Annotated in this window: 19 protein-coding genes; 14 read left to right on the top strand and 5 right to left on the bottom strand. The window is 66.6% G+C overall.

Annotated elements, in window-relative coordinates; genetic code table 11:
• Positions 1-39: 39 nt before the first annotated feature.
• Complete coding sequence (locus AC1MDG_RS11245; protein ID WP_479803942.1) at positions 40-1,002, bottom strand: sugar-binding transcriptional regulator; 963 nt, start codon at positions 1,000-1,002, stop codon at positions 40-42.
• A 124-nt stretch (positions 1,003-1,126) separates the two neighbouring features.
• On the opposite strand from AC1MDG_RS11245, the gene AC1MDG_RS11240 reads away from it, so the two are divergent.
• The 9 genes from AC1MDG_RS11240 (at position 1,127) to holA (ending at position 13,595) form a co-directional block, all read left to right on the top strand.
• The gene (locus AC1MDG_RS11240) at positions 1,127-2,929 is read left to right on the top strand and encodes a glycerol-3-phosphate dehydrogenase/oxidase (RefSeq protein WP_479803941.1); all 1,803 of its coding nucleotides are present in this window, start codon (positions 1,127-1,129) and stop codon (positions 2,927-2,929) included.
• Positions 2,930-3,090: 161 nt separating this feature from the next.
• Positions 3,091-3,840: an MIP/aquaporin family protein gene (locus tag AC1MDG_RS11235; protein ID WP_043481767.1), complete on the top strand. Its 750-nt coding sequence runs from the start codon at positions 3,091-3,093 to the stop codon at positions 3,838-3,840.
• A gap of 58 nt (positions 3,841-3,898) precedes the next feature.
• Complete coding sequence (gene glpK / locus AC1MDG_RS11230) at positions 3,899-5,413, top strand: glycerol kinase GlpK (RefSeq protein WP_479803940.1); 1,515 nt, start codon at positions 3,899-3,901, stop codon at positions 5,411-5,413.
• A 360-nt stretch (positions 5,414-5,773) separates the two neighbouring features.
• On the top strand, positions 5,774-8,299 hold the full coding sequence (gene leuS, locus AC1MDG_RS11225; RefSeq protein WP_479803939.1) for a leucine--tRNA ligase: 2,526 nt from the start codon (positions 5,774-5,776) through the stop codon (positions 8,297-8,299).
• A 69-nt stretch (positions 8,300-8,368) separates the two neighbouring features.
• Positions 8,369-9,373, top strand: a complete 1,005-nt coding sequence (locus AC1MDG_RS11220) for a DegV family protein (RefSeq protein ID WP_479803938.1) — start codon at positions 8,369-8,371, stop codon at positions 9,371-9,373.
• Between the two features lie 43 nt (positions 9,374-9,416).
• Complete coding sequence (locus tag AC1MDG_RS11215) at positions 9,417-9,602, top strand: hypothetical protein (protein WP_043481757.1); 186 nt, start codon at positions 9,417-9,419, stop codon at positions 9,600-9,602.
• A 102-nt stretch (positions 9,603-9,704) separates the two neighbouring features.
• Entirely contained in the window at positions 9,705-10,667 is a 963-nt protein-coding gene (locus AC1MDG_RS11210; RefSeq protein WP_479803937.1) for a ComEA family DNA-binding protein, read from the top strand.
• Between the two features lies 1 nt (position 10,668).
• Positions 10,669-12,645 carry a ComEC/Rec2 family competence protein gene (locus tag AC1MDG_RS11205; protein ID WP_479803936.1) on the top strand — a complete coding sequence of 659 codons (1,977 nt, stop codon included), beginning with the start codon at positions 10,669-10,671 and terminating at the stop codon, positions 12,643-12,645.
• Positions 12,579-13,595 carry a DNA polymerase III subunit delta gene (holA, locus tag AC1MDG_RS11200; RefSeq protein WP_479803935.1) on the top strand — a complete coding sequence of 339 codons (1,017 nt, stop codon included), beginning with the start codon at positions 12,579-12,581 and terminating at the stop codon, positions 13,593-13,595. Before AC1MDG_RS11205 ends, holA begins: the two co-directional genes overlap by 67 nt.
• A gap of 152 nt (positions 13,596-13,747) precedes the next feature.
• Here holA and rpsT read toward each other — a convergent pair whose 3' ends face one another.
• Positions 13,748-14,008, bottom strand: a complete 261-nt coding sequence (gene rpsT, locus AC1MDG_RS11195; protein ID WP_011692086.1) for a 30S ribosomal protein S20 — start codon at positions 14,006-14,008, stop codon at positions 13,748-13,750.
• Positions 14,009-14,214: 206 nt separating this feature from the next.
• Positions 14,215-14,793 (bottom strand): type II toxin-antitoxin system PemK/MazF family toxin, encoded by a 579-nt coding sequence (locus tag AC1MDG_RS11190; RefSeq protein ID WP_479803934.1) that lies wholly within the window; start codon positions 14,791-14,793, stop codon positions 14,215-14,217.
• A 180-nt stretch (positions 14,794-14,973) separates the two neighbouring features.
• Between AC1MDG_RS11190 and lepA the strand changes: the two genes are divergently transcribed.
• On the top strand, positions 14,974-16,827 hold the full coding sequence (gene lepA, locus AC1MDG_RS11185) for a translation elongation factor 4 (protein WP_200891005.1): 1,854 nt from the start codon (positions 14,974-14,976) through the stop codon (positions 16,825-16,827).
• A 36-nt stretch (positions 16,828-16,863) separates the two neighbouring features.
• A complete protein-coding gene (hemW, locus tag AC1MDG_RS11180; RefSeq protein WP_479803933.1) occupies positions 16,864-18,093 on the top strand; it encodes a radical SAM family heme chaperone HemW in 1,230 nt (409 codons plus the stop codon).
• Between the two features lie 36 nt (positions 18,094-18,129).
• Here the strand turns inward: hemW and AC1MDG_RS11175 are convergent, their stop codons facing one another.
• Positions 18,130-18,549, bottom strand: a complete 420-nt coding sequence (locus AC1MDG_RS11175) for a DUF4870 domain-containing protein (protein WP_043481744.1) — start codon at positions 18,547-18,549, stop codon at positions 18,130-18,132.
• Positions 18,550-18,716: 167 nt separating this feature from the next.
• Positions 18,717-19,568, bottom strand: coding sequence for a DUF3097 family protein (locus tag AC1MDG_RS11170; RefSeq protein WP_043481742.1), 852 nt, complete (start codon positions 19,566-19,568; stop codon positions 18,717-18,719).
• A 234-nt stretch (positions 19,569-19,802) separates the two neighbouring features.
• Between AC1MDG_RS11170 and hrcA the strand changes: the two genes are divergently transcribed.
• The 3 genes from hrcA (at position 19,803) to AC1MDG_RS11155 (ending at position 22,817) form a co-directional block, all read left to right on the top strand.
• Positions 19,803-20,816: a heat-inducible transcriptional repressor HrcA gene (gene hrcA, locus AC1MDG_RS11165; RefSeq protein WP_043481740.1), complete on the top strand. Its 1,014-nt coding sequence runs from the start codon at positions 19,803-19,805 to the stop codon at positions 20,814-20,816.
• Positions 20,817-20,910: 94 nt separating this feature from the next.
• Positions 20,911-22,038, top strand: a complete 1,128-nt coding sequence (gene dnaJ, locus AC1MDG_RS11160) for a molecular chaperone DnaJ (protein ID WP_479803932.1) — start codon at positions 20,911-20,913, stop codon at positions 22,036-22,038.
• Between the two features lie 2 nt (positions 22,039-22,040).
• Positions 22,041-22,817: a 16S rRNA (uracil(1498)-N(3))-methyltransferase gene (locus tag AC1MDG_RS11155; RefSeq protein ID WP_479803931.1), complete on the top strand. Its 777-nt coding sequence runs from the start codon at positions 22,041-22,043 to the stop codon at positions 22,815-22,817.
• The last annotated feature ends 22 nt before the right edge of the window (positions 22,818-22,839 follow it).

Genomic DNA, 22,839 nt, shown 5'->3' with positions numbered 1-22,839 from the left:
CGCTCCCGGGGACAGGCCGGGCGAGGCTGGCGGCAGGCTTCAAGAGAGCCCGTCAAAGCTGACCAGGCGCCGGGCGGTGGCTTCATCGAGGATCAGGTCGGTGGCCAGGCCTGCGGCGAGCGCGCCGCGCAGTCCATTGATCTTCGAGGCCCCGGAGACAACGCAGATCCGCCGCCTGACCTGCCGCAGCTGCGCCAGCGCAGGCCCGGTGGACCGTTCGTTGAGCGTGATGCCATCAGAGGATCCGTCCCCGCGGAAAAACACCGTGGCCACGTCACCCACCACGTCCGAGTTGGCCAGGATGTTGAGGTCGCTTTCGTCCAGGTAGCCGCCCGCGTAGACGTGGCTCGGGTAGTCGGCGTCCACCGAGCCCACGCCGAAAATGGCAATGCTCATGCGTGACTGCAATTCAAGGATGCGCTGGACGCTGCGTTCATTCCACATGGCGGTTTTGGTGGCGGCGTGGTCAAAGAAGGCCGGAACGGGAAACTGTTCAACGCGCGCACCGTAGGCGCTGCCGAACCTGCGCATGATGTCGCTCGCGTAGGTGATGCCGGTGGTCTGCATGTTGCCGGCGCCGTTGAGCTGGACGATGACGCTGTCGTGGGTGATCTTGCGGGTGAGGTGGCGGCTGACGGCACTGAGCGTGGATCCCCAGGCGACACCGATGATCGCGTTGGAGTCAACCAGCGGCCCGATTGTCCTTGCAGCCTGCATGGCCACCCTGTCAAGGGTTTCCGCCTCATTCAGTGTGTCCACCACCGGAACGACGTGGACATCTACCCGGTATTGGGCGCGGATCATGTCTTCCAGTTCCGGTCCGGTGTCGAGCGGATTGCGGATCTGGATCTGCACCAGGCCGGTCTCCCGGGCAGCCGAAAGAAGGCGGGAAACCGTGGATCTGGAGGTCCGGAGCTCCCTGGCTATGGCGTCCATCGTGAGGTCCTGAAGGTAATACAGTTGTGCAGCCCTGAGGGCTTCTGAGTGGCGTGAGCGCGGCATTCGGCTTCCGTTCTGCACGTTTGTGCATAGTGCTTGACTCCATTTTCCATTACTCCAAACAATAGTGATGAACGGCGCCGCGCTGTGAGGCGCGCCGCACAGGACCAAACCCAAAGGAGCAGATTTGGGAACCAACGATTCATCCGGCCATCAGGCGTCCAGCCACCAGCGGTCATCAGTGCAGAGCCTGCGAAAGCGGCCCCGCGCACAAGTCCTGGTCATCGGCGGCGGGATCAACGGAGTCGGCACGTTCCGCGACCTGGCCCTGCAGGGTGTGGACGTTGCACTCGTTGAACGGGGGGATTACTGCCAGGGGGCCAGCGGTGCGTCGTCGCACATGATCCACGGCGGAATCCGCTACCTGGAAAACGGTGAGTTCCGGCTGGTCCAGGAGTCCGTCGTCGAACGCAACAGGCTCCTGCGCATCGCTCCCCACTACGTCAAACCGCTCCAGACCACCATCCCCATCTTCAGCACCTTCTCCGGCGTGCTGTCGGCGCCGCTGCGGTTCCTCACCCACAAGCAGCAGGGCAAGCCGAAGGAACGCGGAGCCTTCCTCATCAAGCTTGGCCTGAGCATGTACGACTTCTTCTCACGCGACGGCGGCACAGTTCCCCGCCACCAGTTCCGCGGCCGCAAACGCGCCTTGGCAGAGCTGCCGCGGCTGCACCCCGGCATCAAATATGCGGCGACGTACTTCGACGCCTCGGTCCACAACCCGGAACGCCTCACCCTGGACGTGCTCCAGGACGGAGAGAAAGCCGGCGCCAGCGGCCAGAGCGACGCGCGGGCCAGCAACTACCTCTCACTCGTCGCCATGGGCGGAACTGCCGGGACGTCCGCCGGTTCCACCGGCGGCAGCACAGTCCAGCTGCGCGATGAGCTCACCGGCGAGGTCTTCGACTTCACGGCTGACGTCATCGTCAACACCACGGGTGCGTGGGTGGACCTGACCAACGAGGCCATGGGCGCCGCATCCACCTTCATGGGCGGCACCAAGGGCTCGCACATCGTGCTGGACCACCCCGAGCTGCTTGAAGCCTGCAACGGCCGCGAAATCTTCTTCGAACACACTGACGGCAGGATCGTGCTCATCTACCCGATGGGCGACCGCGTCCTTGTGGGCACCACCGATGTGGACGCGGACATGGCAGAGGACGCCGTCTGCACCGACGCCGAGATCGACTACTTCTTCGACCTGATCGGCCACGTCTTCCCGGACGTCACAGTGCACAGGGACCAGATCGTCTACACCTTCGCCGGTGTTCGGCCGCTGCCGAAGCACGACGCCACCCAGCCCGGCTTCGTCAGCCGCGACTACCGCATCGAACGCCGGGCCGGCGGGCAGGAAACGGCCGCCGGCGGCAGCGGCGCCGTCGTACTCAGCCTGGTGGGCGGCAAATGGACCACGTTCCGGGCGCTGGCCGAGCACCTCACGAACGACGTGCTCAAGGAACTGGGCCTGGAGCGGAAAGTCTCGACGGCGAAACTCGCCATTGGCGGCGGCGCCGGGTTCCCCGACAGCCAGGCCGGAGTCCAGCAGTGGATCAAGGCCCACATGTCCGCCGGCCGCGACGCTGACCGGATCTCCGGACTGCTGACACGCTACGGTACCCGCGCCGAAGAAGTTCTCCGGTACCTCGACGCCGGCCCGGACCGGCTCCTGCACTCCACCCGTGAACTCAGTGTCCGCGAACTGGAGTTCATGGCCCGGAACGAGCAGGTGGGGCACCTCGTCGACGTACTGATCCGGCGCACCTCCCTGGCCTTCCGGGGGCTGGTCACGGGTGAACTGCTCAACGAGGTGGCGGAGGTCCTCGCTGCTCCGCTGGGCTGGGACGCCGCAGCCAGGTCAGCCGAAATCCACTATGCCCAGGAGGTGCTTGAACGCTTCCACGGCGTCCAGGTCCACAGCCTGATCGCTTAGAAAGCTTGCGTGCCCGGGGAGGACTTGCACGGGCGCAAGGACTGCGCGGTTCCGCTGGAGGAGCAGCCGGCGCAGTAGCCGGCCGGCAACGCAACAGCGTTGCCGGCCCAACAGCCCTTCAAATCGCGAAGGGCTGACAACAGAAAATAGAGGAGTCAAAGATGTCTCTTGGAATTGTTTTCCTTTCCGAAGTATTCGGAACCGCAATGCTGACCCTGCTGGGTTGCGGCGTTGTGGCAAACGTCGCGCTCAAAGGCACCAAGGGCAACAACGGCGGATTCCTAATGGTCACATGGGGGTGGGGCATCGCAGTCTTCGCCGGCGTCTATGTTGCCGCCAGGTCCGGCGCGCACCTGAACCCGGCTGTGACCCTTGGCCTGCTGGTCAACGGCAAGGCGGAATATGCTCCCGGCGTTAGCGTCGACTTCGCATCCACACTGACCTACTTCGGCGGAGAACTCCTGGGCGCGTTCCTGGGCGCTGTGGTCATGTGGCTGGCCCACAAGCAGCACTTTGACGCCGAACCGGAACCCGCCAGCAAGCTCGCCGTGTTCTCCACCGGCCCTGCCATCCGCTCCACCCCATGGAACCTGATCACGGAGATCATCGGCACGTTCGTGCTCGTCTTCGTCATCCTGACGTTCGGCGGCACCCCCTCGGGCCTCGGCCCGCTCGCGGTGGCCCTTCTGGTTGTTGGCATCGGCGTATCCCTCGGCGGTCCCACCGGCTACGCCATCAACCCCGCCCGTGACCTTGGTCCCCGCATTGCGCACGCTCTGCTCCCCATCAAGGGCAAGGGTTCCAGCGACTGGAGCTACTCCTGGATCCCGGTTGTCGGGCCGCTGGTAGGCGGAACCCTGGCCGGCGCTGTCGCAGCAATCGTGCCCATCATCGCCTCGGCAGCTTCCTGATCCCCCCGCGTTTCAACACCCCCGTCAAGCCCTTCAGACAACAGACAAGGACGTCAACATGAACCAGTACGTAATCGCCATCGACCAGGGCACCACCAGCACCCGCGCCATCGTCTTCGACCACAGCGGCAGCATCGTCTCCTCCGGCCAAATGGAACACGAGCAGATCTTTCCGCAGGCCGGCTGGGTGGAGCACGACCCCGCCGAAATCTGGAACAACACCCGCGAGGTCATTGCCTCCGCACTGTCCAAGGCGAACCTGACCCGGCACGACATCGCCGCGGTCGGCATCACCAACCAGCGCGAAACGGCCGTTGTCTGGGACAAGACAACGGGCAAGGCGGTCTACAACGCCATCGTCTGGCAGGACACCCGGACCCAGGACATCGTGGATGAACTGGCCAAGGACGGCGGACCGGAGCGTTTCAAGCAGAAGGTGGGCCTGCCGCTGGCCACGTACTTCTCCGGCACCAAGATCAAGTGGATCCTGGATAACGTGGAAGGCGCCCGCGCCAAAGCCGAAGCCGGCGACCTGGTCTTTGGCAACACGGACTGCTGGGTGCTGTGGAACCTCACCGGCGGAGTGGACGGCGGCGTGCACGTCACGGACGTCACCAACGCCTCCCGGACCATGTTCATGGACCTCGACACGCTGTCCTGGGACCAGGAGATCCTGGACGCATTCGGCGTTCCCGCCTCCATGATGCCCGCCATCAAGTCCTCCTCCGAGGTGTACGGCACCGTGCACACCTCACAGTTGCTCCGGGAAGTGCCGGTTGCCGGCATCCTCGGCGACCAGCAGGCAGCTACGTTCGGCCAGGCGGCGTTTGATGCCGGCGAAGCCAAGAACACCTACGGCACAGGCTGCTTCCTGATCTTCAACACCGGCGAGGAAATCGTCCACTCCAAGAACGGCCTGCTGACCACGGTTGGTTACAAGCTGGGGGACGCTGCACCGCACTACGCGCTGGAAGGCTCCATCGCCGTAACGGGCTCCCTGATCCAGTGGCTGCGGGACAACCTCGGCATGATCAGCAGCGCCCCTGAAGTGGAGACTCTCGCCGCCTCGGTCAAGGACAACGGCGGCGTTTACATCGTCCCGGCGTTCTCCGGTCTGTTTGCACCGTACTGGCGGTCGGATGCCCGCGGTGCCATCGTTGGCCTGACGCGTTTCGTGAACAAGAACCACATCGCCCGTGCGGCGCTGGAGGCCACCGCCTTCCAGACGCGTGAGGTGCTCGACGCCGTCAACGCCGACTCCGGTGTTCCGCTGACGGAGTTGAAGGTCGACGGCGGCATGGTTGCCAACGACGCCCTCATGCAGTTCCAGGCGGACATCCTGGGCGTTCCGGTGATCCGGCCGAAGGTCGTGGAAACCACGGCGCTCGGTGCCGCCTACGCTGCCGGCCTGGCCGTCGGCTTCTGGAAGGACCTCGGCGAGTGCTCGGCCAACTGGTCCGAAGACAAGCGCTGGGAACCGCAGATGGACGACGCCGAGCGGGACCGCCAGATGCGCCTCTGGAAGAAGGCAGTGACGAAGTCCATGGACTGGGTCGACGAGGACGTGAAGTAGCCTGACCTGTCGTTGATGGCAGCCGCACCTGCCCCGCCCGTCCCCTGCACGGGTGCCCACCACACCCGGGCGAGGTGCGACTGCCATCAACTCATCCGTCAGCTATTCAGCCGCTCGTGGCGACTTACGTTTAGGTGATGGTGGAGGTGCGCTAAAGTAGTTCTATGCGTGCGATCCTTCTGCTTAGCTAGCCGCCCGGTATCCCGGAACCATCTCGGATTACCGCGCGGCAGCCCCTCCATGTCGAGGGGCTTTTGTGTGTCTGGAGCCCCTCGGGGCCGGCAGCAGGGGATCAGGGGCCGGGGCTGAAACAGAAAGCCCGGCCGTACGAAAAGCGGTACAGAACAGAAGAGGGCAGCAGTGAGCGTTCAGCCGGAGACAGAGACCGGAACAGCAGCAGTCGCAACGGAAGGTCCCGAGGAGGGCACCTACAGCTTCGCCGCGATGGAGGCCAAGTGGCCGCAGGTGTGGGAAGACCTCAAGGTGTTCACCCCCGTCGACGACGGCTCGCGCGAGCGCCGCTACGTCCTCGACATGTTCCCCTACCCCTCAGGCGACCTGCACATGGGCCACGCCGAAGCGTTCGCCATGGGAGACGTCGTCGCGCGCTACCTGCGCCAGAAGGGCTTTGACGTCCTGCACCCGATCGGCTGGGACTCCTTCGGCCTGCCCGCCGAGAACGCCGCCATCAAGCGCAACGCGCACCCCAGCGAGTGGACCTACGCCAACATCGACACCCAGGCGGCGTCCTTCAAGCGCTACGCGATCTCGGCTGACTGGTCACGCCGCCTGCACACCTCTGACCCGGAGTACTACCGCTGGACGCAGTGGCTCTTCAAGCGCTTCTACGAGCGCGGCCTGGCGTACCGGAAGGATTCCCCGGTCAACTGGTGCCCCAAGGACCAGACGGTGCTGGCCAATGAACAGGTGGTCAACGGTGCCTGCGAACGATGCGGCACCGCGGTGACCAAGAAGTCCCTGAACCAGTGGTACTTCAAGATCACCGACTACGCCGACCGCCTGCTGGACGACATGGACGAACTGCGCGGCCACTGGCCCGAACGCGTCCTGGCCATGCAGAAGAACTGGATCGGCCGGTCCGAAGGGGCCCACGTCAACTTCGTGATCGAGGCCGCCGGCGACAAGCCCGCCAAGGATGTCACCGTCTTCACCACGCGCCCCGACACCCTGTACGGTGCCACCTTCTTCGTGGTGGCAGCAGATGCGCCGCTGGCAGTGGAGCTGGTCACGGACGAGCACGCCGCTGCCCTGGACGCCTACCGCGAACAGGTCAAGGCACTCTCCGAAATCGAACGCCAGTCCACCGAGCGGGAGAAGACCGGCGTGTTCACCGGCCGGTACGCCGTTAACCCCCTGAACGGCGAAAAGCTGCCGGTCTGGGCTGCGGACTACGTGCTGGCGGACTACGGAACGGGCGCCATCATGGCGGTCCCGGCCCACGACCAGCGCGACCTCGACTTTGCCAGGACCTTCGACCTGCCCGTCCGCGCCGTACTGGACACGGGGGAGGACGACCCCGCCGTGACCGGCACGGCGACTGCAGGAGAAGGCACCCTGATCAACTCCGGCGTCCTGGACGGCCTGCCCAAGACCGAGGCCATTCCGGCCGCGATCGACATGCTGGAGAAGCAGGGCACCGGTGAAAAGTTCGTCAACTTCCGCCTGCGTGACTGGCTGCTCAGCCGCCAGCGCTTCTGGGGCACGCCCATCCCGATCATCCACTGCCCTGCCTGCGGCGAGGTTCCTGTTCCCGACGATCAGCTGCCCGTCACCCTGCCGGCCGACCTGCGCGGCGAAGACCTGTCCCCGAAGGGCACATCGCCGCTCGCCGCCGCCGAAGCCTGGGTCAACGTTGAGTGCCCCAACTGCCACGGTCCTGCCAAACGCGACACCGACACCATGGACACGTTCGTTGACTCGTCCTGGTACTTCCTGCGGTTCGTATCCCCGCAGTACACCGAGGGTCCGTTCGACCCCGAGAAGATCAACGACTGGATGCCCGTCGGCCAGTACGTGGGCGGCGTGGAACATGCCATCCTGCACCTGCTGTACGCGCGGTTCTTCACCAAGGTCATCCACGACCTCGGCATGATCGACGCCGACGAGCCGTTCAGTGCGCTGCTGAACCAGGGCCAGGTCCTCAACGGGGGCAAAGCCATGAGCAAGTCCCTGGGTAACGGTGTCGACCTCGGCGAGCAGCTGGACAAGTACGGCGTGGACGCCGTGCGCCTGACGATGATCTTCGCCTCGCCGCCGGAGGACGACGTCGACTGGGCGGATGTTTCGCCGTCGGGCTCTGCAAAGTTCCTGGCCCGGGCCTGGCGCCTGGCGCAGGACGTCACCAGCGTGCCCGGCGCGGACGCCGCGCAGGGCGACCGGGCGCTGCGCTCCGTCACGCACCGCACCATTGCCGACGCCGCCACCCTGCTGGACAGCAATAAGTTCAACGTGGTGGTGGCCAAACTGATGGAGCTGGTCAACGCGACCCGCAAGACCATCGACTCGGGTGCAGGCGGGGCGGATCCCGCAGTCCGCGAAGCGGCGGAAGCCGTTGCGGTCATCTTGAGCCTCTTTGCGCCGTACACGGCCGAGGACATGTGGAACGTGCTGGGGCATCCCGCCTCGGTGGCGAACGCCGGCTGGCCCGCGCATGACGAAGCACTCCTGGTGCAGGAAACCGTGACCGCCGTGGTCCAGGTGCAGGGCAAAGTCCGCGACCGGCTGGAGGTCTCCCCGGGCATTGGCGAGGACGAACTGCGTGAACTGGCCCTGGCGTCGGAGAACGTCCAGCGCGCCCTCGACGGGCGGGGTATCCGCACGGTCATCGTGCGTGCCCCTAAACTGGTCAACATCGTCCCGGCCTAGCCGGGACACCGGCAGCCGGTATCGCCGGCGGCCGGCCATGATGTTTGACCGCAGCAGCAGGGGGACGCCGTGAACGACCGGGAGCCGGCCGGATGGCCGTGGCTAAAGGAACGGCTTGTCCGCCTGCGGCAGGTTTCCAGGCCGGGGGCTGCGCCGGAAGCAGTGGTTCCTGCCGCCGTCGTGCGCACCGCGGTGGTGACCGATTCCGCTGCCGCGCTGCCTGCGGACTGGGTCAGGGACTTCGCCGCCGACGGGCGGCTGACGGTGGTGCCCATGCCGGTGATGGTGGGGGCGGAGATTTACGGCGAAGGCGAAGACGACATCACGGACACGATCGCGGTGGCGCTGGCCAGCGGAACGCCGGTCAAGACGTCGCGGCCATCCCCGGGCCAGTTCGAACAGGCGTATTCCGCCGCGCTGCACCGCGGCTTCGAGGCAGTGGTCTCCGTGCATATCTCCGGGGCACTGTCCGGCACTGCCGACTCCGCCAGGCTCGCCGCATCCCGCGTAGGCATCCCGGTGGAAGTGGTCGATTCGAAAACCGTCGGCATGGCGCTGGGAATGGGCGTGCAAAGCGCCGTGGTAGCTGCCGCGGACGGCCGCCCGGCAGCCGAAGTGCGCGCCTTTGCCGAAGAACGCATGGCCCGTACCAAAGTCTATTTCTATGTACCCAGCCTGGAACAGCTGCGCCGCGGCGGCCGGATCGGGGCGGCGGCGTCGCTGTGGGGAACGATGTTTGCCATCAAGCCGATCCTTGCCGTGGACGACGGGAAGATCGTCCCGCTGGAGAAGGTCAGGTCCGCGGCGAGGGCCGTGGCACGGCTCGAGGAAATCGTCGTTGCCGATGCAGCAGCGCGGCCCGCCGGCCAGGCCAGGCTGGCCGTCCACCATTTTGGCAACCCCGGTGAGGCAGCGGAGCTTGCGCACCGGCTGGCCGCCGCGCTTCCGGACGTGCCCCCGGCGCAAATCAGTTCGCTGCCGGCCGTGCTGGCTGCCCACGCGGGACTGGGGGTCCTGGCGGTGATCGTGGGGGAGAGCAGTACCCCGCAGAACGATCCCCCTCTGGCCCAATAGCGGCGCCGGTAGTACAGTCTCCCCACCAAGCAAGGAGGCTCCCATGACAATGCAAGTGCACCACGTTGCCCAGCTCGACAAGGACGTATCCGAAGAAGTCACCAACTGGCTGAAGTACCTCAAGGGCCAGGTGACCAGCGTCCAGTTCCTGACGACGACGGTTCCCGATCCGAAGGCACCCGAGGCCTGGCGGGTCCAATACGAGGCTTACATCACCTACCAGAAGTAGCCGTCCCGCCCGGCGTCGTCGCCGGAACACCCGCTGGCCGCAGTTTCCACATACAGCCATTGGTGCTGTCCGTCCTGCGCGCACTTGCCTAGCGTGATGGGTATGTCACGCCGGAACGCGGAAGCGGGAGCCCCTGCCGCGGCCAGCCGTGCGCGGCGGCGCCTCACGGCCTCCCTTGGGCGCGACGATGAGGGTGACGGGAGCGATGGTCACGGAACCGGGGACGCAGGGTTTCCGGGGCTGCTGCAGCACGGTGCCGATGTTCCCGGCCAAGGAACTTTTACGTACGACGGCGGCCCGCGGCCGGAACCGCACGTGGTTGACGGCCCTGCCGGCGGCGGGACGCCGGGACCCGCGAAAGTCCGGTGGCGCACGGGGCTCCGCGTTGCCGTGCTGCTGGGACTGCTCAGTCTCCTGCTGGGCGGCTGGTTCTGGTGGGACGTTGCAGCCAATCGTCCGCACGTGGTGCCGCTCAGCGAGGTCAGCAGCCCGGAGGCGCGCGGGCAGCCCGGGGGAGAACAGGGCGCGGAGCCGCCGGCGGAGTCCGGCGGCCCGTCAGCGGACAAGCCGCCGGATGACGCCGCGGGTGCGAAAATCGTGGTCCATGTAGCGGGAGCCGTCAACAGGGCGGGCGTCGTGGAACTGCCGGAAGGCAGCCGGGTCCACGAAGCCATTGCGGCCGCCGGAGGCAGTACGCCGGCGGCGGATCTGGACCGGCTGAACCTGGCCGCCGTCCTGGCCGACGGCCAGAAGCTCCACGTTCCGCAGATCGGCGAACCGCTGGATGCCTCCGGGACCGGGGCCGGCGAATCCGGATCCGGCCCCGCGGGAGCTGGTGAAGCAGGAACCGGCCACACGGGAGCAGGCGCCGCGAAAATCGATCTGAATTCGGCGTCCGCGGAGGAACTGGGCGCCTTGCCCCGGGTAGGTCCGGTACTTGCCCAGCGGATCGTCGACTGGCGCAAGGAACACGGCCGGTTCAGCACGGTTGAGGAACTCGACGCCGTGGACGGCGTCGGCCCCAAGATGCTGGAAACACTGCTGCCACTCGTGCGGGTGTCCTGAGATGGGCAGTCCGAGTCCCTGGCATCGATTCGTCGACGCAGCTGTCCGGGGCGAAACGGATGTGGCCCAACGATCGCCGACCCTCGCTCCCGGGGACTCAGCGACGGCCCCTCGTGCCGCATCGGACGTCCGCGCCGCCGGCATCCGGGGCATCCTGCCGCGAACCGCATCGGGCGTCCGTGAACTGCTGGCAGCCCGACTCCTTCCTGCCCCCGAGGGCCGGGCCCACGCTGCCCGGCAACCCGCTGCGTCCTCGACCGGTGACAGGCCCCGGCGCCGGACCGACCTGCGCCTGACGGCTCCTGCCCTCCTCGCCTGGGCGGCAGCCGTTGCCGGTGTCTGGATGCCGTTGCCCGCGCTCGGTGGCTTGGTGGCGGGATTGCTCCTTGCTGCCGTGGTGCTGTTCGTGGCGATACGCCGTCGCCGCTTCCGGAGCCCTGGGGCCGGGCGGGCACCCCGCAGTTTCCTGACCACGCTCGCCATTTCCGCGGTGCTGTCGGCAGCCATTGCCTCCCACTCTGCCATCGCCGCATCCCAGAAGCATGACGGGCCGGTTGCGGATGCCGTCACGGCCCGTTCCGCTGTGGTGGTCGAAGCGGAAATCACTGGTGCGCCGCGCCAGCTGAAGGTTCCCGGCCGCGCCGGGTCGGACCGTTGGGCAGTCCAGGCCACCGCCTTCGCGATTACTGCCAACGGCGGCCTCATCAAGGGGGACGCCCGCTTGTTGATTGTGGGCGGTGCCGACTGGCAGCACGTGGTGCCCGGAGAGCGGATCCGGACGACGGGAAAACTGAAGCCGGCCGATGGGGGCCAAACGCAGGCGGGCACCCTCTCCGCCACCACGGGCCCCGCGACGACGGTCGGTCCCTCGACATGGCAGGAGGGCCCCGGCGCCCTGCGCAGCGGGTTTGCAGATGCTGCCGAATGGATTGGCGGCGATGCCCGCGGTCTCCTGCCGGGAATGGTGACGGGTGACACCAGCCACCTGGATGACCAGCTGGAAAGCGCCATGAAGACTGTCGGCATGACCCACCTGACCGCAGTCAGCGGGGCAAACTGCAGCCTCATCCTGGGGGCGCTGCTGCTCGCCGCCCGGAGTTTCCGCCTGCCCCGGGCTCCTGCCGCTGCGGCCGCAGTCGCGGGCCTGTGCCTGTTCGTCCTGATGGTGGGACCCGACGCCAGCGTCCTCAGGGCAGCACTCATGGGGGCGATCGGGCTGGTGTCCCTGTCCGGCGGACGGGCCGGACGCGGCCTGAGCTTCCTTTGCCTTGCTGTGGTCGGGCTTCTCATGGCCGATCCGGCACTCGGGACCAGCTTCAGCTTCCTGTTGTCCGTGCTGGCAACCCTCGGCATCGTCGTGGCCGGCGCCCCGATCATGGAATGGCTGCCGCCGGTAGTGCCACGGTGGCTGGCTGCCGGCCTTGCCGTTCCGCTCTCGGCCCAGCTCTTCTGCGGCCCGGTGATCGTCCTGCTGCAACCACAGTTTTCGACCTACGCCCTGCTCGCGAACATGGTGGCGGCCCCCCTCGTGGCACCGGTGACCATCCTCGGCACGGCCGCCGTCCCCGTGGTGCCGCTGGCCCCATGGGCAGCAGTGGCTCCGATGGCGGTTGCGGGCGGCTGCTCGGCCGGAGTGGCGGCCGTTGCCAGGTTCTTCGCCGGCCTGCCCGGCGCTGCCCTGCCGTGGCCGGAAGGGCCGTTCGGCGCCTTCACCATGGTGGCACTGTCGGCCTGCACCGTGCTTGCGCTGTGGCTTGTGCTGCACCCGCGGGCCGTGTGGGCGCTGGTCCTGGCGGCGCATCGAAAAACCATCGATCTGCTGGAACTGTGCCCGCGATTCACTGGCTTGGATGAGCGCCCGGGCCGTGGGAGTCTTAGGAGTACTAATCCGATGTCCGGGAGGAACCAAGAGTGGCCGCTGCGCAAAAAGCACGATCCAAGCCGGCGACGTCAGCGACCGCCACCTGGCGCGATGTGACCCCGGCCCGCATCGTGCTGATCGGCGGGCCCGAAGAATACCTCGGCATCCGCGCCATGGACCGCATCAGGGCCCAGGTCCGCGCAGCCCAGCCGGATGTCGAGATCACCAGGCTCAACGCAGGCAGCTATGAACCCGGGGCCCTCGCCATGAACGTCAGTCCTTCGCTCTTCGGGGAATCCAAGCTGATCGAGGTGGAGTCCGCCGAGGCAATGAACGACGCGTTCCTCGCTGACGCCCTCAAGTATCTGGCGGACCCTGAACCCGACGCCGTCCTCGTGGTCCGCCACGGTGGAGGCGTCCGGGGAAAGAAGCTGCTCGATGCCATCAAGTCCGCCGGCTGGCCGGTGGTCGATTGCCAGCCGCTCAAGAAGGATGCGGACAAATCGGCATTCGTCGCAGCTGAATTCAAGGCTGCCTCGCGGCGCATCGAGCCCGAAGCCGTCCATGCGCTGGTCAATGCGGTGGGAGCCAACCTGTCGGAACTTGCTGCCGCCTGCAGCCAGCTCATCGCGGACGCTGCCACGGCTGTTGATGCGGACATGGTGGACCGGTACTACGGGGGGCGGATCGAGGCAACAGCGTTCAAGGTTGCCGACGCCGCGTTGGCCGGCAACGGTCCGCTGGCACTCTCCACTCTCCGCCACGCCCTCGCAACGGGTGCTGACCCCGTCCCGCTCGTCGCTGCACTGGCCGCAAAACTCCGCACTGTGGCCAAGGTTGCCGGTGCACAGGGATCCTCGGCCCAGATAGCGCGCCAGCTTGGCATGCAGCCCTGGCTGGTGGAACAGGCGCAGCGGGACGTCCGGCGCTGGACGCCTGAAGGCCTGGTCCGCTCCATCCAGGTGACTGCCGAGGCGGACGCCCAGGTCAAAGGCCTCTCCCGGGATCCGGTCTACGCGGTGGAGCATGCGGTGACCGTCATCGCTACGTCGGTCCGCCGCAACTGAGTCCCGGCAGGCCGGCGTTCGGTCCGGGGCAGGGGCCAGGCGGCCGGCAGCCGCCGCCGGTCTGCCGCCGCCGATAGTCCGTTAACTGGATGTGGCCGGCACCCCGCAGGGGGTGCCGGCCACGATCATCAGTTCAGGTGAACTGGAAAACCTTAGAGTGCGTTGACCTTCTTGGAGATCGCCGACTTGCGGTTTGCAGCGTTGTTCTTGTGAAGAACGCCCTTGCTGACAGCCTTATCCAGCTTACGGCTTGCAGCAACCAGCGCAGCAGCAGCAGCATCCTTGTCGGTGGACTCAACGGCGGTGTTGACGGCGCGGATGGCCGTCTTCAGCTCGGACTTGACTGCGTTGTTACGCAGGCGAGCCTTCTCGTTGGTGAGGATGCGCTTCTTCTGGGACTTGATATTAGCCACGTGTGAACTCTCTTTTTTAATGCGGAAATGGTCTAGAGGGCTTTCAGATTGGCCATTGACTGAGCGGCGTGGGGATACCTATGGCGGCCAACCATCAGTGGCCGTCGACCTGCACGGACACACAGCTGTCAATAATAGCAGACGCCCTGCAATGCTGCCGCCTCCCCGCTGAGGCGGCGTTGCGTTGTGGTTGTGCCGGTCCTTCGTCAACTCCAGCCGTGAAGTTCGCGGAGTGCCGAAGCGACGCTGTCAAAGCGCTTCCGGTCCAGGACGGCGCCCTCCCTGCGGATGTCCGCCGGGCTGATCTGGATGATGCGGTCCAGTTTGGCCTCACTTGGGCGCCGCTGGCGGTCCCAGCTGCCTGTGCCGATGTCCACATAGCTATCGTCGTTCCGGCGGTCCCGGTCCTGGTCGTGGTCCTTGCTGGTGAGCATAAGCCCCAGCAGGTACTGCCCGCGGCTGCCGATCAGGAGCACGGGCCGGTCCTTGCCCTGCGAATGGTCCTCCTCATAGGGGACCCAGGTCCACACAACTTCGCCCGGTTCCGGCTTGCCGTTGGGGGAGGGTGCGTACTTGATAGTCGTCGCACCCTTGAAGTCGCCCGGATATTTTCCACCGATGCCCCCTGCGGCGGTGGCCGGCGGCGTCGAGCGGGCGGGCTTGGGGCGGGCGGGCTTGGAACGGGACGGCGCCGGGCGGGCCGGTTGATCCGTGCCGGGGCGCCCTTCCAGAAGACGGAATGCGGTGCGGACAGCCCGGCCGAGTGAGCGGAGGTTAAATGCCATCCTGCAACGATACTTCGACTGCCCGGGGCGGACGTTTGGCGGCCGCGCCGTCCGGGTGCGCAAACAATGCACCGAGTGGCGGCAGGACGTGGGACACTATAAGTTCACGTGCGGCAGGTCCCGCGACGGCTCCGGCCGTCCTGAGCACAGCCGCGGAAATGCCAACAGTAAGGACCCTGCGTGTCTCCCATGGCCCGCACCGCCCCGGTGCCCGCCGCAACAGATCCGGCCATCATCCGGAACTTCTGCATCATTGCGCACATTGACCACGGTAAATCCACTCTGGCCGACCGCATGTTGCAGTACACCGGCGTCGTTCAGTCCCGCGACATGAAGGCCCAGTATCTGGACCGCATGGATATCGAACGTGAGCGCGGCATCACCATCAAGTCCCAGGCTGTCCGCATGCCGTGGGAAGTTGACGGCACCAGCTACGCGCTGAACATGATCGACACCCCCGGGCACGTTGACTTCACCTATGAGGTTTCCCGTTCGCTGGCCGCCTGCGAAGGTGCAGTGCTCCTCGTGGACGCGGCCCAGGGCATCGAGGCGCAGACCCTCGCCAACCTGTACCTGGCGATGGAGAACAACCTCACCATCATCCCGGTCCTCAACAAGATCGACCTCCCGGCGGCCCAGCCCGAAAAGTACGCCGAGGAGCTCGCCAACCTGATCGGCGGCGACCCCGACGAGGTTCTGCGTGTCTCCGGCAAGACCGGCATGGGCGTCGAAGTCCTGCTGGACAAGATTGTCCGCGACCTGCCTGCCCCCGTGGGTGACCCGGATGCTCCCGCCCGCGCCATGATCTTCGACTCGGTCTACGACACCTACCGTGGCGTGGTCACGTACGTGCGGGTGGTGGACGGCATGCTGCACCCCCGCGAACGCATCCAGATGATGTCCACCCGCGCCACGCATGAGCTCCTTGAGATCGGCGTCAGTTCCCCGGAACCCACCCCCTCCAAGGGCCTGGGCGTGGGCGAAGTGGGCTACCTCATTACCGGTGTGAAGGACGTCCGCCTGTCCAAGGTGGGCGACACCGTCACCAACCTGGCCAAGCCTGCCTCCGAATCCCTCCCGGGTTATGCGGACGCCAAACCCATGGTCTTCTCCGGCCTCTACCCGCTGGACGGCACAGACTACCCGGTGCTCCGCGATGCGCTGGAGAAGCTGATGCTCAACGACGCCGCGCTCGTGTACCAGCCGGAAACTTCGGCCGCGCTCGGCTTCGGCTTCCGTGTTGGCTTCCTGGGCCTGCTGCACCTGGAAATCACCCGGGAGCGGCTCGAACGCGAGTACAAGCTGGACCTGATTTCCACAGCCCCCAACGTGGAATACGAAGTGACCCTGGAGGACAAGCGCGTTGTCCATGTGACCAACCCCAGCGAGTACCCCACCGGCAAAATCGCCGAAGTCCGCGAGCCGATGGTGTCCGCCACCATCCTGGCGCCGAACGAGTTTGTCGGGGCCATCATGGAGCTGTGCCAGAGCCGGCGCGGCGTGATGGGCGGCATGGACTACCTGTCCGAGGACCGGGTGGAAATCCGCTACCGCCTCCCGCTGGCCGAGATCGTCTTCGATTTCTTCGACATCCTCAAGTCCAAGACCCGCGGCTACGGCTCGCTGGACTGGAAAGCCGACGGCGACCAGGTTGCCGACCTCGTCAAGGTGGACATCATGCTCCAGGGCGAACAGGTGGACGCCTTCAGCGCCATCACCCACCGGGACAAGGCCTATGCCTACGGTGTGATGATGACGGGCAAGCTGCGCGAGCTCATTCCCCGCCAGCAGTTCGAGGTGCCGATCCAGGCTGCGATCGGCTCCCGCATCATCGCCCGGGAAAGCATCCGTGCCATCCGCAAGGACGTCCTCGCCAAGTGCTACGGCGGTGACATCACCCGTAAGCGCAAACTGCTGGAAAAGCAGAAGGAAGGCAAGAAGCGCATGAAGATGGTGGGCCGCGTGGAAGTGCCGCAGGAAGCCTTCATCGCAGCGCTCACCACGGACGAATCCAAGGACAAGGCCAAGAAGTAGTGATGACCGTGGCCGGAACCTCCGGAGGCCGCACCCATGCCTAGCGTCCTGCCCCTGGGTGACCCCGCGCCGTCGGACGGCCTGCTGCCCGCGCAGGCCGCTGACGGCGCTGCGCAGCGGGGATTCGGACTGTACGTCCACATTCCCTTCTGCGCCGTCCGCTGCGGTTATTGCGACTTCAACACGTACACCGCCACCGAACTCGGTGGCGGCGCGTCCCAGGACGCCTACGCCTCGACTGCCATTGCCGAGATGGAGTTTGCCGCGAAGGTGCTGCAAGGCAGCGGACTGCCCCCGCGCCGGCTGGGTACGGTCTTCTTCGGCGGCGGCACGCCAACGCTGCTGCCCGCGGAGGACCTTGCCCGCATCCTCACCGCGGCAGTAGCGGAATGGGGCCTGGAGCCGGGCGCCGAGGTCACCACCGAAGCCAACCCCGATTCCGTCACGCCCGAGTCGCTGCAGCTGCTCGCGGATGCCGGCTTTACCCGTGTTTCCTTCGGGATGCAGTCGGCCGTGCCGCACGTCCTGAAGGTCCTTGACCGTACGCACACCCCCAGCCGGGTGCCGCAAGTGGTGCAGTGGGCCAGGGACGCCGGACTCGCCGTCAGCCTGGACCTGATCTATGGAACGCCGGGGGAGTCGCTGGCGGACTGGCGGTACTCGCTCGAGACGGCCCTCTCCTACGGCCCGGACCACATCAGCGCCTACGCCCTGATCGTGGAGGACGGCACCAAGCTGGCCGCCCAGATCCGCCGCGGCGAAGTCCCCGGCATCGACGACGACGACCACGCCGCCAAGTACGAACTCGCCGACGAACTCATCACCGCGGCAGGCCTTGGCTGGTATGAGGTCAGCAACTGGTCGCGCACGCCCCAGCAGGCCTGCCGGCACAACCTGGCCTATTGGCGCGGCGATGACTGGTGGGGCATCGGCCCGGGCGCGCACTCACACGTCGGCGGAGTCCGCTGGTGGAACGTCAAGCACCCCACGGCATACGCCGGGAGGCTTGCCGGCGGGGCGTCTCCGGCGGCGGGCCGGGAGACGCTCGACGCCGAAACGCGGAATGTTGAGCGGGTCATGCTTGAAGCCAGGCTGAGCAGCGGACTCGGGGTGTCCGGGCTGGGAGAGTCCGGGCGGCACGCCGTCGCCGGACTGATCGCGGACGGCCTGGTGGATCCCGCGCTGGCATTCAAGGGCAGGCTCGTCCTCACTCTGAAAGGCAGGCTCCTCGCCGACGCCGTGGTCAGAAGGATCCTGCCCGACTAACGGGCCGAACCGGCTGCGCGCTTCGCCTGGCCGGTTCTACTTAATCCAGCGCAGGTTGTAGTCGTAGCGGTGTGGCTGCCCGCGGTTCACGTGGATCCCGGCCGCCACGGAGAAGCACGTCACAGCGATCCAAATCAGCGTGGCCAGCACTGCGAAGATGTTACCGACCACCGGCAGCATCACCAGGATGTTGCAGATGACCGCGGCGATCGTGGGAGGCAGCGTGAAATTCAGGGCTTCTTTGGACTCCTGCGCGGTGAACGGCCCGCGGTCCTTGAAAATCAGGTAAATCAAAAGGGACGGGACGCATCCGAGGATGCCGCCGAAGTGCGCGAGGGTTGCCCACTGCCGGTCTTCGTTGGCCGTCAGCGGCAGGGCATTGGCGGGGACGCCATGATACTGGGGCTGGCCATGGCCGGCCTGGTTGTCCCTTTGTTCACGTGCGTTCTCTGCCACGGTCTCGTCCTTCGGATTGCAGTGGTGCGGTGGTACCCGGATAAGCGGGCGCTGCTTGAACAGCAACAACCGCCGTATCAAGAATACTGGGTCAGGCGTGCATTCGAAGAGTTCAACAGGCGCCTTCCGTGGCGTGTACCTCGGCCTGCGGCGTTGTCCGCTCCGCCCTACGGGACCGTGAGGAAGTCGATGACCTCTTCTACACGACCCAGCAGCGACGGTTCCAGGTCCGCGTAACTGCGGACGGCTCCCAGCAGCTTCTGCCAGCCCAGGCCGATGTCCTCCTTGGTCTCGTGCGGCCATCCGAAGGCCGTCAGGATGCCGGTCTTCCAGTCGATGCCCCGGGGAATGACCGGCCACGCGTCAATGCCGAGGACGGCGGGCCTGATGGCCTGCCATACATCCACATACGGGTGGCCAACAATCAGGACGTTGCCGGCGGCGCCGGGGGAGGCCATCACGGCGTCGGCGATCCGGGACTCCTTGGAATCGGCAACCAGGTGGTCCACCAGCACGCCAAGCCGCCGGGCCGGGCCGGGGCGGAACGCGGCTACCGCCGCGGCGAGATCATCAATGCCGTGCAGGGGTTCGACGACGATGCCCTCCACCCGGAGGTCGTCACCCCAGACCTTTTCCACGAGTTCGGCGTCGTGCTTGCCTTCCACCCAGATGCGGCTGGCCTTGGCCACCTGCGCGCGCTGGCCTGCCACACGCACGGAACCGGAGGCGGTCCTGGCGGACGCGGCGGCGGCTGCCTGCGGACGGGGCGCCGGGGGCATCAGCCGGATCGGCAGGCCCTCCAGGAGGAACCCGAAGCCGAGACGGAACGTGCGCGACTTGCCGCGCCGGTCCTCAAGGGCTACAACGTGCATGCCGCCGGACTTTTCCACCCTGGTGACAGCGCCAACCCAGCCGGACTGTACGTCCTCCAGCACCATCCCTCGTTCCACCGGCACCTCGGGCAGCTCGGATTTCTTCGGAGCAGTGATGTCCTGCGGGCCCCAGTTCTGGTACGACATCGGATAGACACAGCCTTGCGCTAGAGAAAAGTGAAACGGGACGGCCGCGGCTTCGCGGAGTTGCTTGTCCCGTCCCGCGTCCGGGTTTCGCCCGGAGCGGTACCAATGCTAACAACGCGGCGACTCATATTAGACTGGTTAGCACTTAGACATGACGAGTGCTAACGCGTGACGGGGCATGCGCTTGGCGCAATGCCGGGCCGCGGGCCCGGGAAAGCCGATCGGAGGTGGAGAATGAGCGAGCCACGCAAGCTTGAAGTATTGCGGGCCATCGTGGAGGACTACGTCCATTCCCGCGAACCCGTGGGCTCCAAGGCCCTGGTGGAAAGGCACCATCTCGGGGTCTCCAGTGCCACCATCCGCAATGACATGGCGGCGCTGGAAGATGAGGGCCTGATCACGGCCCCGCACACCAGCGCCGGTCGAATCCCCACGGACAAGGGCTACAGGCTTTTCGTCGACCAGATATCCGCCGTCAAGCCGCTGTCGCAGGCTGAACGCCGAGCCATCCAGACGCTCCTGGAAGGGTCGGAGGACCTGGACGATGTCCTGGAGCGCACCGTGCGGCTGCTGTCGCAGCTGACCAACCAGGTGGCCGTTGTGCAGTACCCGCACCTCAGCCGTGCCATGGTGCGGCACATTGAGTTCGTGCTGCTGGCGCCGCGGCAGGTGCTTCTCGTACTGATCGCGGACACCGGCAAGGTCGAGCAGCGGGTCATCGACGTCGGTCAGGAACTCGGCGATGAGGCCCTCGCCGGCCTCCGCGCACGGTTCCTGAAGAGCTTGGCGGGGACTCCGCTGAGCCTGCTCCCGCAGGCGCTGCCCGCCGTCGTCGCCGGTTGTGAACCCTCGCGCCGGCAGGCCGCGCAGGCGCTGGCCCGTGGACTGGATGCCCTTGCCAGCAGCACACGGGAGGAGCGGATGGTCATGGCCGGTACCGCCAATCTGGCGCGGTCGAACGTTGACTTCCCGCTGAGCATCGGCCCGGTCCTTGAGGCACTCGAGGAACAGGTGGTCATGCTGCGCCTGCTCAGTGAAATGGCGCAAGACCCCCGCGGCGTCACCGTCAGCATTGGCCGGGAGAATCCCTACGACGGGCTCGCGGAAGCCTCGGTGGTGGCCACAGGCTACGGCCCGGGCTCCAGCGCCAAGGTGGGCGTCCTCGGGCCCACCCGGATGGACTATCCCACCACCATGGCCGCGGTCCGCGCCGTGGCACGCTACCTTTCCAGGATCCTTGGACCATGACCGGTCCGTCATCAGCCAACCAGGCCTCCGAGTCCCGGCTTCCGGGACGCGGCAGCAGCATCACAGGCAGTACAACCAGGAAGAGATACGAACTTTGAGCAGCCACTACGACGTTCTTGGAGTCTCACCCGAAGCGACGGGCGAAGAGATCAAGAAGGCCTACCGAAAGCTTGCGCGCACCCTGCACCCGGACGTCAACCCCGGTGAGGACGCCTCGGACCGCTTCAAGGCTGTCACCCACGCCTATGAAGTACTGTCCGACCCGCAGAAGCGCCGTGTCTACGACACCACCGGTAACGAAAACGGCACGGACAACGGCTTCGGCGGCACCGGCTATTCGGGACAGGGCTTCGCCTTCCAGGACATCTTCGACACCTTCTTCGGCGCCGGCGGTTCCTCCGGGCCGGCCTCGCGCGTCCGCCGCGGGCAGGACGCCCTCATCAGCGTCCGGATCGACCTTCGCGACGCCGTATTCGGCGTCAACAAGAAACTCGAGGTCGACACCGCCGTAACATGCCCCACCTGCGAGGGGTCGTGCTGCCAGCCCGGCGCCCACCCGGAGCGCTGCGACATCTGCGGCGGCAGCGGCCAGGTCCAGCGGGCCGTCCGCTCCATCCTGGGCCAGGTCATGACGGCCGCCCCCTGCGGCTCCTGCGAAGGCTTCGGAACGGTCATCAAGGATCCCTGCAACGAGTGCAACGGCCAGGGCCGCATCCGCAGCCGCCGTTCGCTGACGGTCAAGGTACCCGCCGGTGTAGCCACCGGAACCCGCATCCAGCTGGGCGGCCAGGGCGAGGCCGGTCCTGCCGGAGGCCCCTCCGGTGACCTGTACGTCGAGATCCGCGTCAACAACGACGCCACATACGTGCGTGACGGTGACGACCTCCACGCCACCCTGAACATCCCGATGACCGCCGCCGCCCTTGGCACCGAGCTCAGCCTGGACACCTTCGACGGGCAGCAGGAAATCGACGTCAAGGGCGGCACCCAGTCGGGTGAGATCATCACCCTGCGCGGGCTTGGCGTCACCCACCTCCGGGGCTACGGCCGCGGCGACCTGAAGGTCCACCTGCAGGTGGAAACCCCGGCGAAGCTTGATGCCGCGCAGGAAGACCTGCTGCGGCAGCTGGCCAAGTTGCGCGGCGAGCAGTATACCGAGGGCAAACTCGCCGCCAGCGGCGGTGTCTTCGCAAAGCTCCGGGACAGGCTCGGTAACCTGTAGCGGTGAGCAACCCGGTCTTTTTTGCAACCCCCGGAGCCCTGGACCAGCAGGTTCCCGGTTCGCACTTCGTGCTGCAGGGTCCCGAGGCCCGGCACGCGGTCACCGTCAAGCGGATCGCCGTGGGGGAGTCCGTTGACATAGCCGACGGCGCGGGCAAGCGGCTTTCCGGTACCGTCGCCGCCGTCGCGCCGGGTGAACTGACCGTGGAGTGTTCGGCCCTGGAATCCGAGGAGCGCCCGGACCTCCGCCTGGTCCTGGTCCAGGCGCTGGCCAAAGGCGACCGCGACGAACTGGCTGCCGAAACCGCGACTGAACTGGGCATCGACGCCATCATTCCGTGGCAGTCGGAACGCTCCATCGTCCGATGGAAAGGCGAGCGTGCCGCCAAGGCGCATGCCAAATGGCAGTCCGTGGTGACCGCGGCGGCCAAGCAGGCGCGGCGGGCATGGATTCCGGAGGTCCGCGCCGCCGTCGACGGTGCCGGGCTGCAGTCCGCCGTCTCCGCGGCGGACCTCGCCATCATCCTCCACGAGGATGCCGTCCGACCGCTGCGCGCCGTTCTGGAGAAGTGGCGCGACGGCGACGGCGGCACACCGGGGCCGGGGCCGCGCGAGATCCTCCTTATTGTGGGACCGGAGGGCGGAATCAGTCCGCGGGAGGTCACCAAACTCTGCGGAGCCGGTGCCGTGACGGCCTTGCTGGGCCACCATGTGCTCAGGTCCTCCACGGCAGGGCCGGCCGCCACCGTGCTCGCCAGCGACATCCTTGGACGCTGGTAGCTGCTATTCGACGCTAAAGGCG

The organism is Arthrobacter sp. AIWTK1 (assembly GCF_056680535.1).
This window is presented reverse-complemented; position numbering and strand designations above follow the sequence as displayed.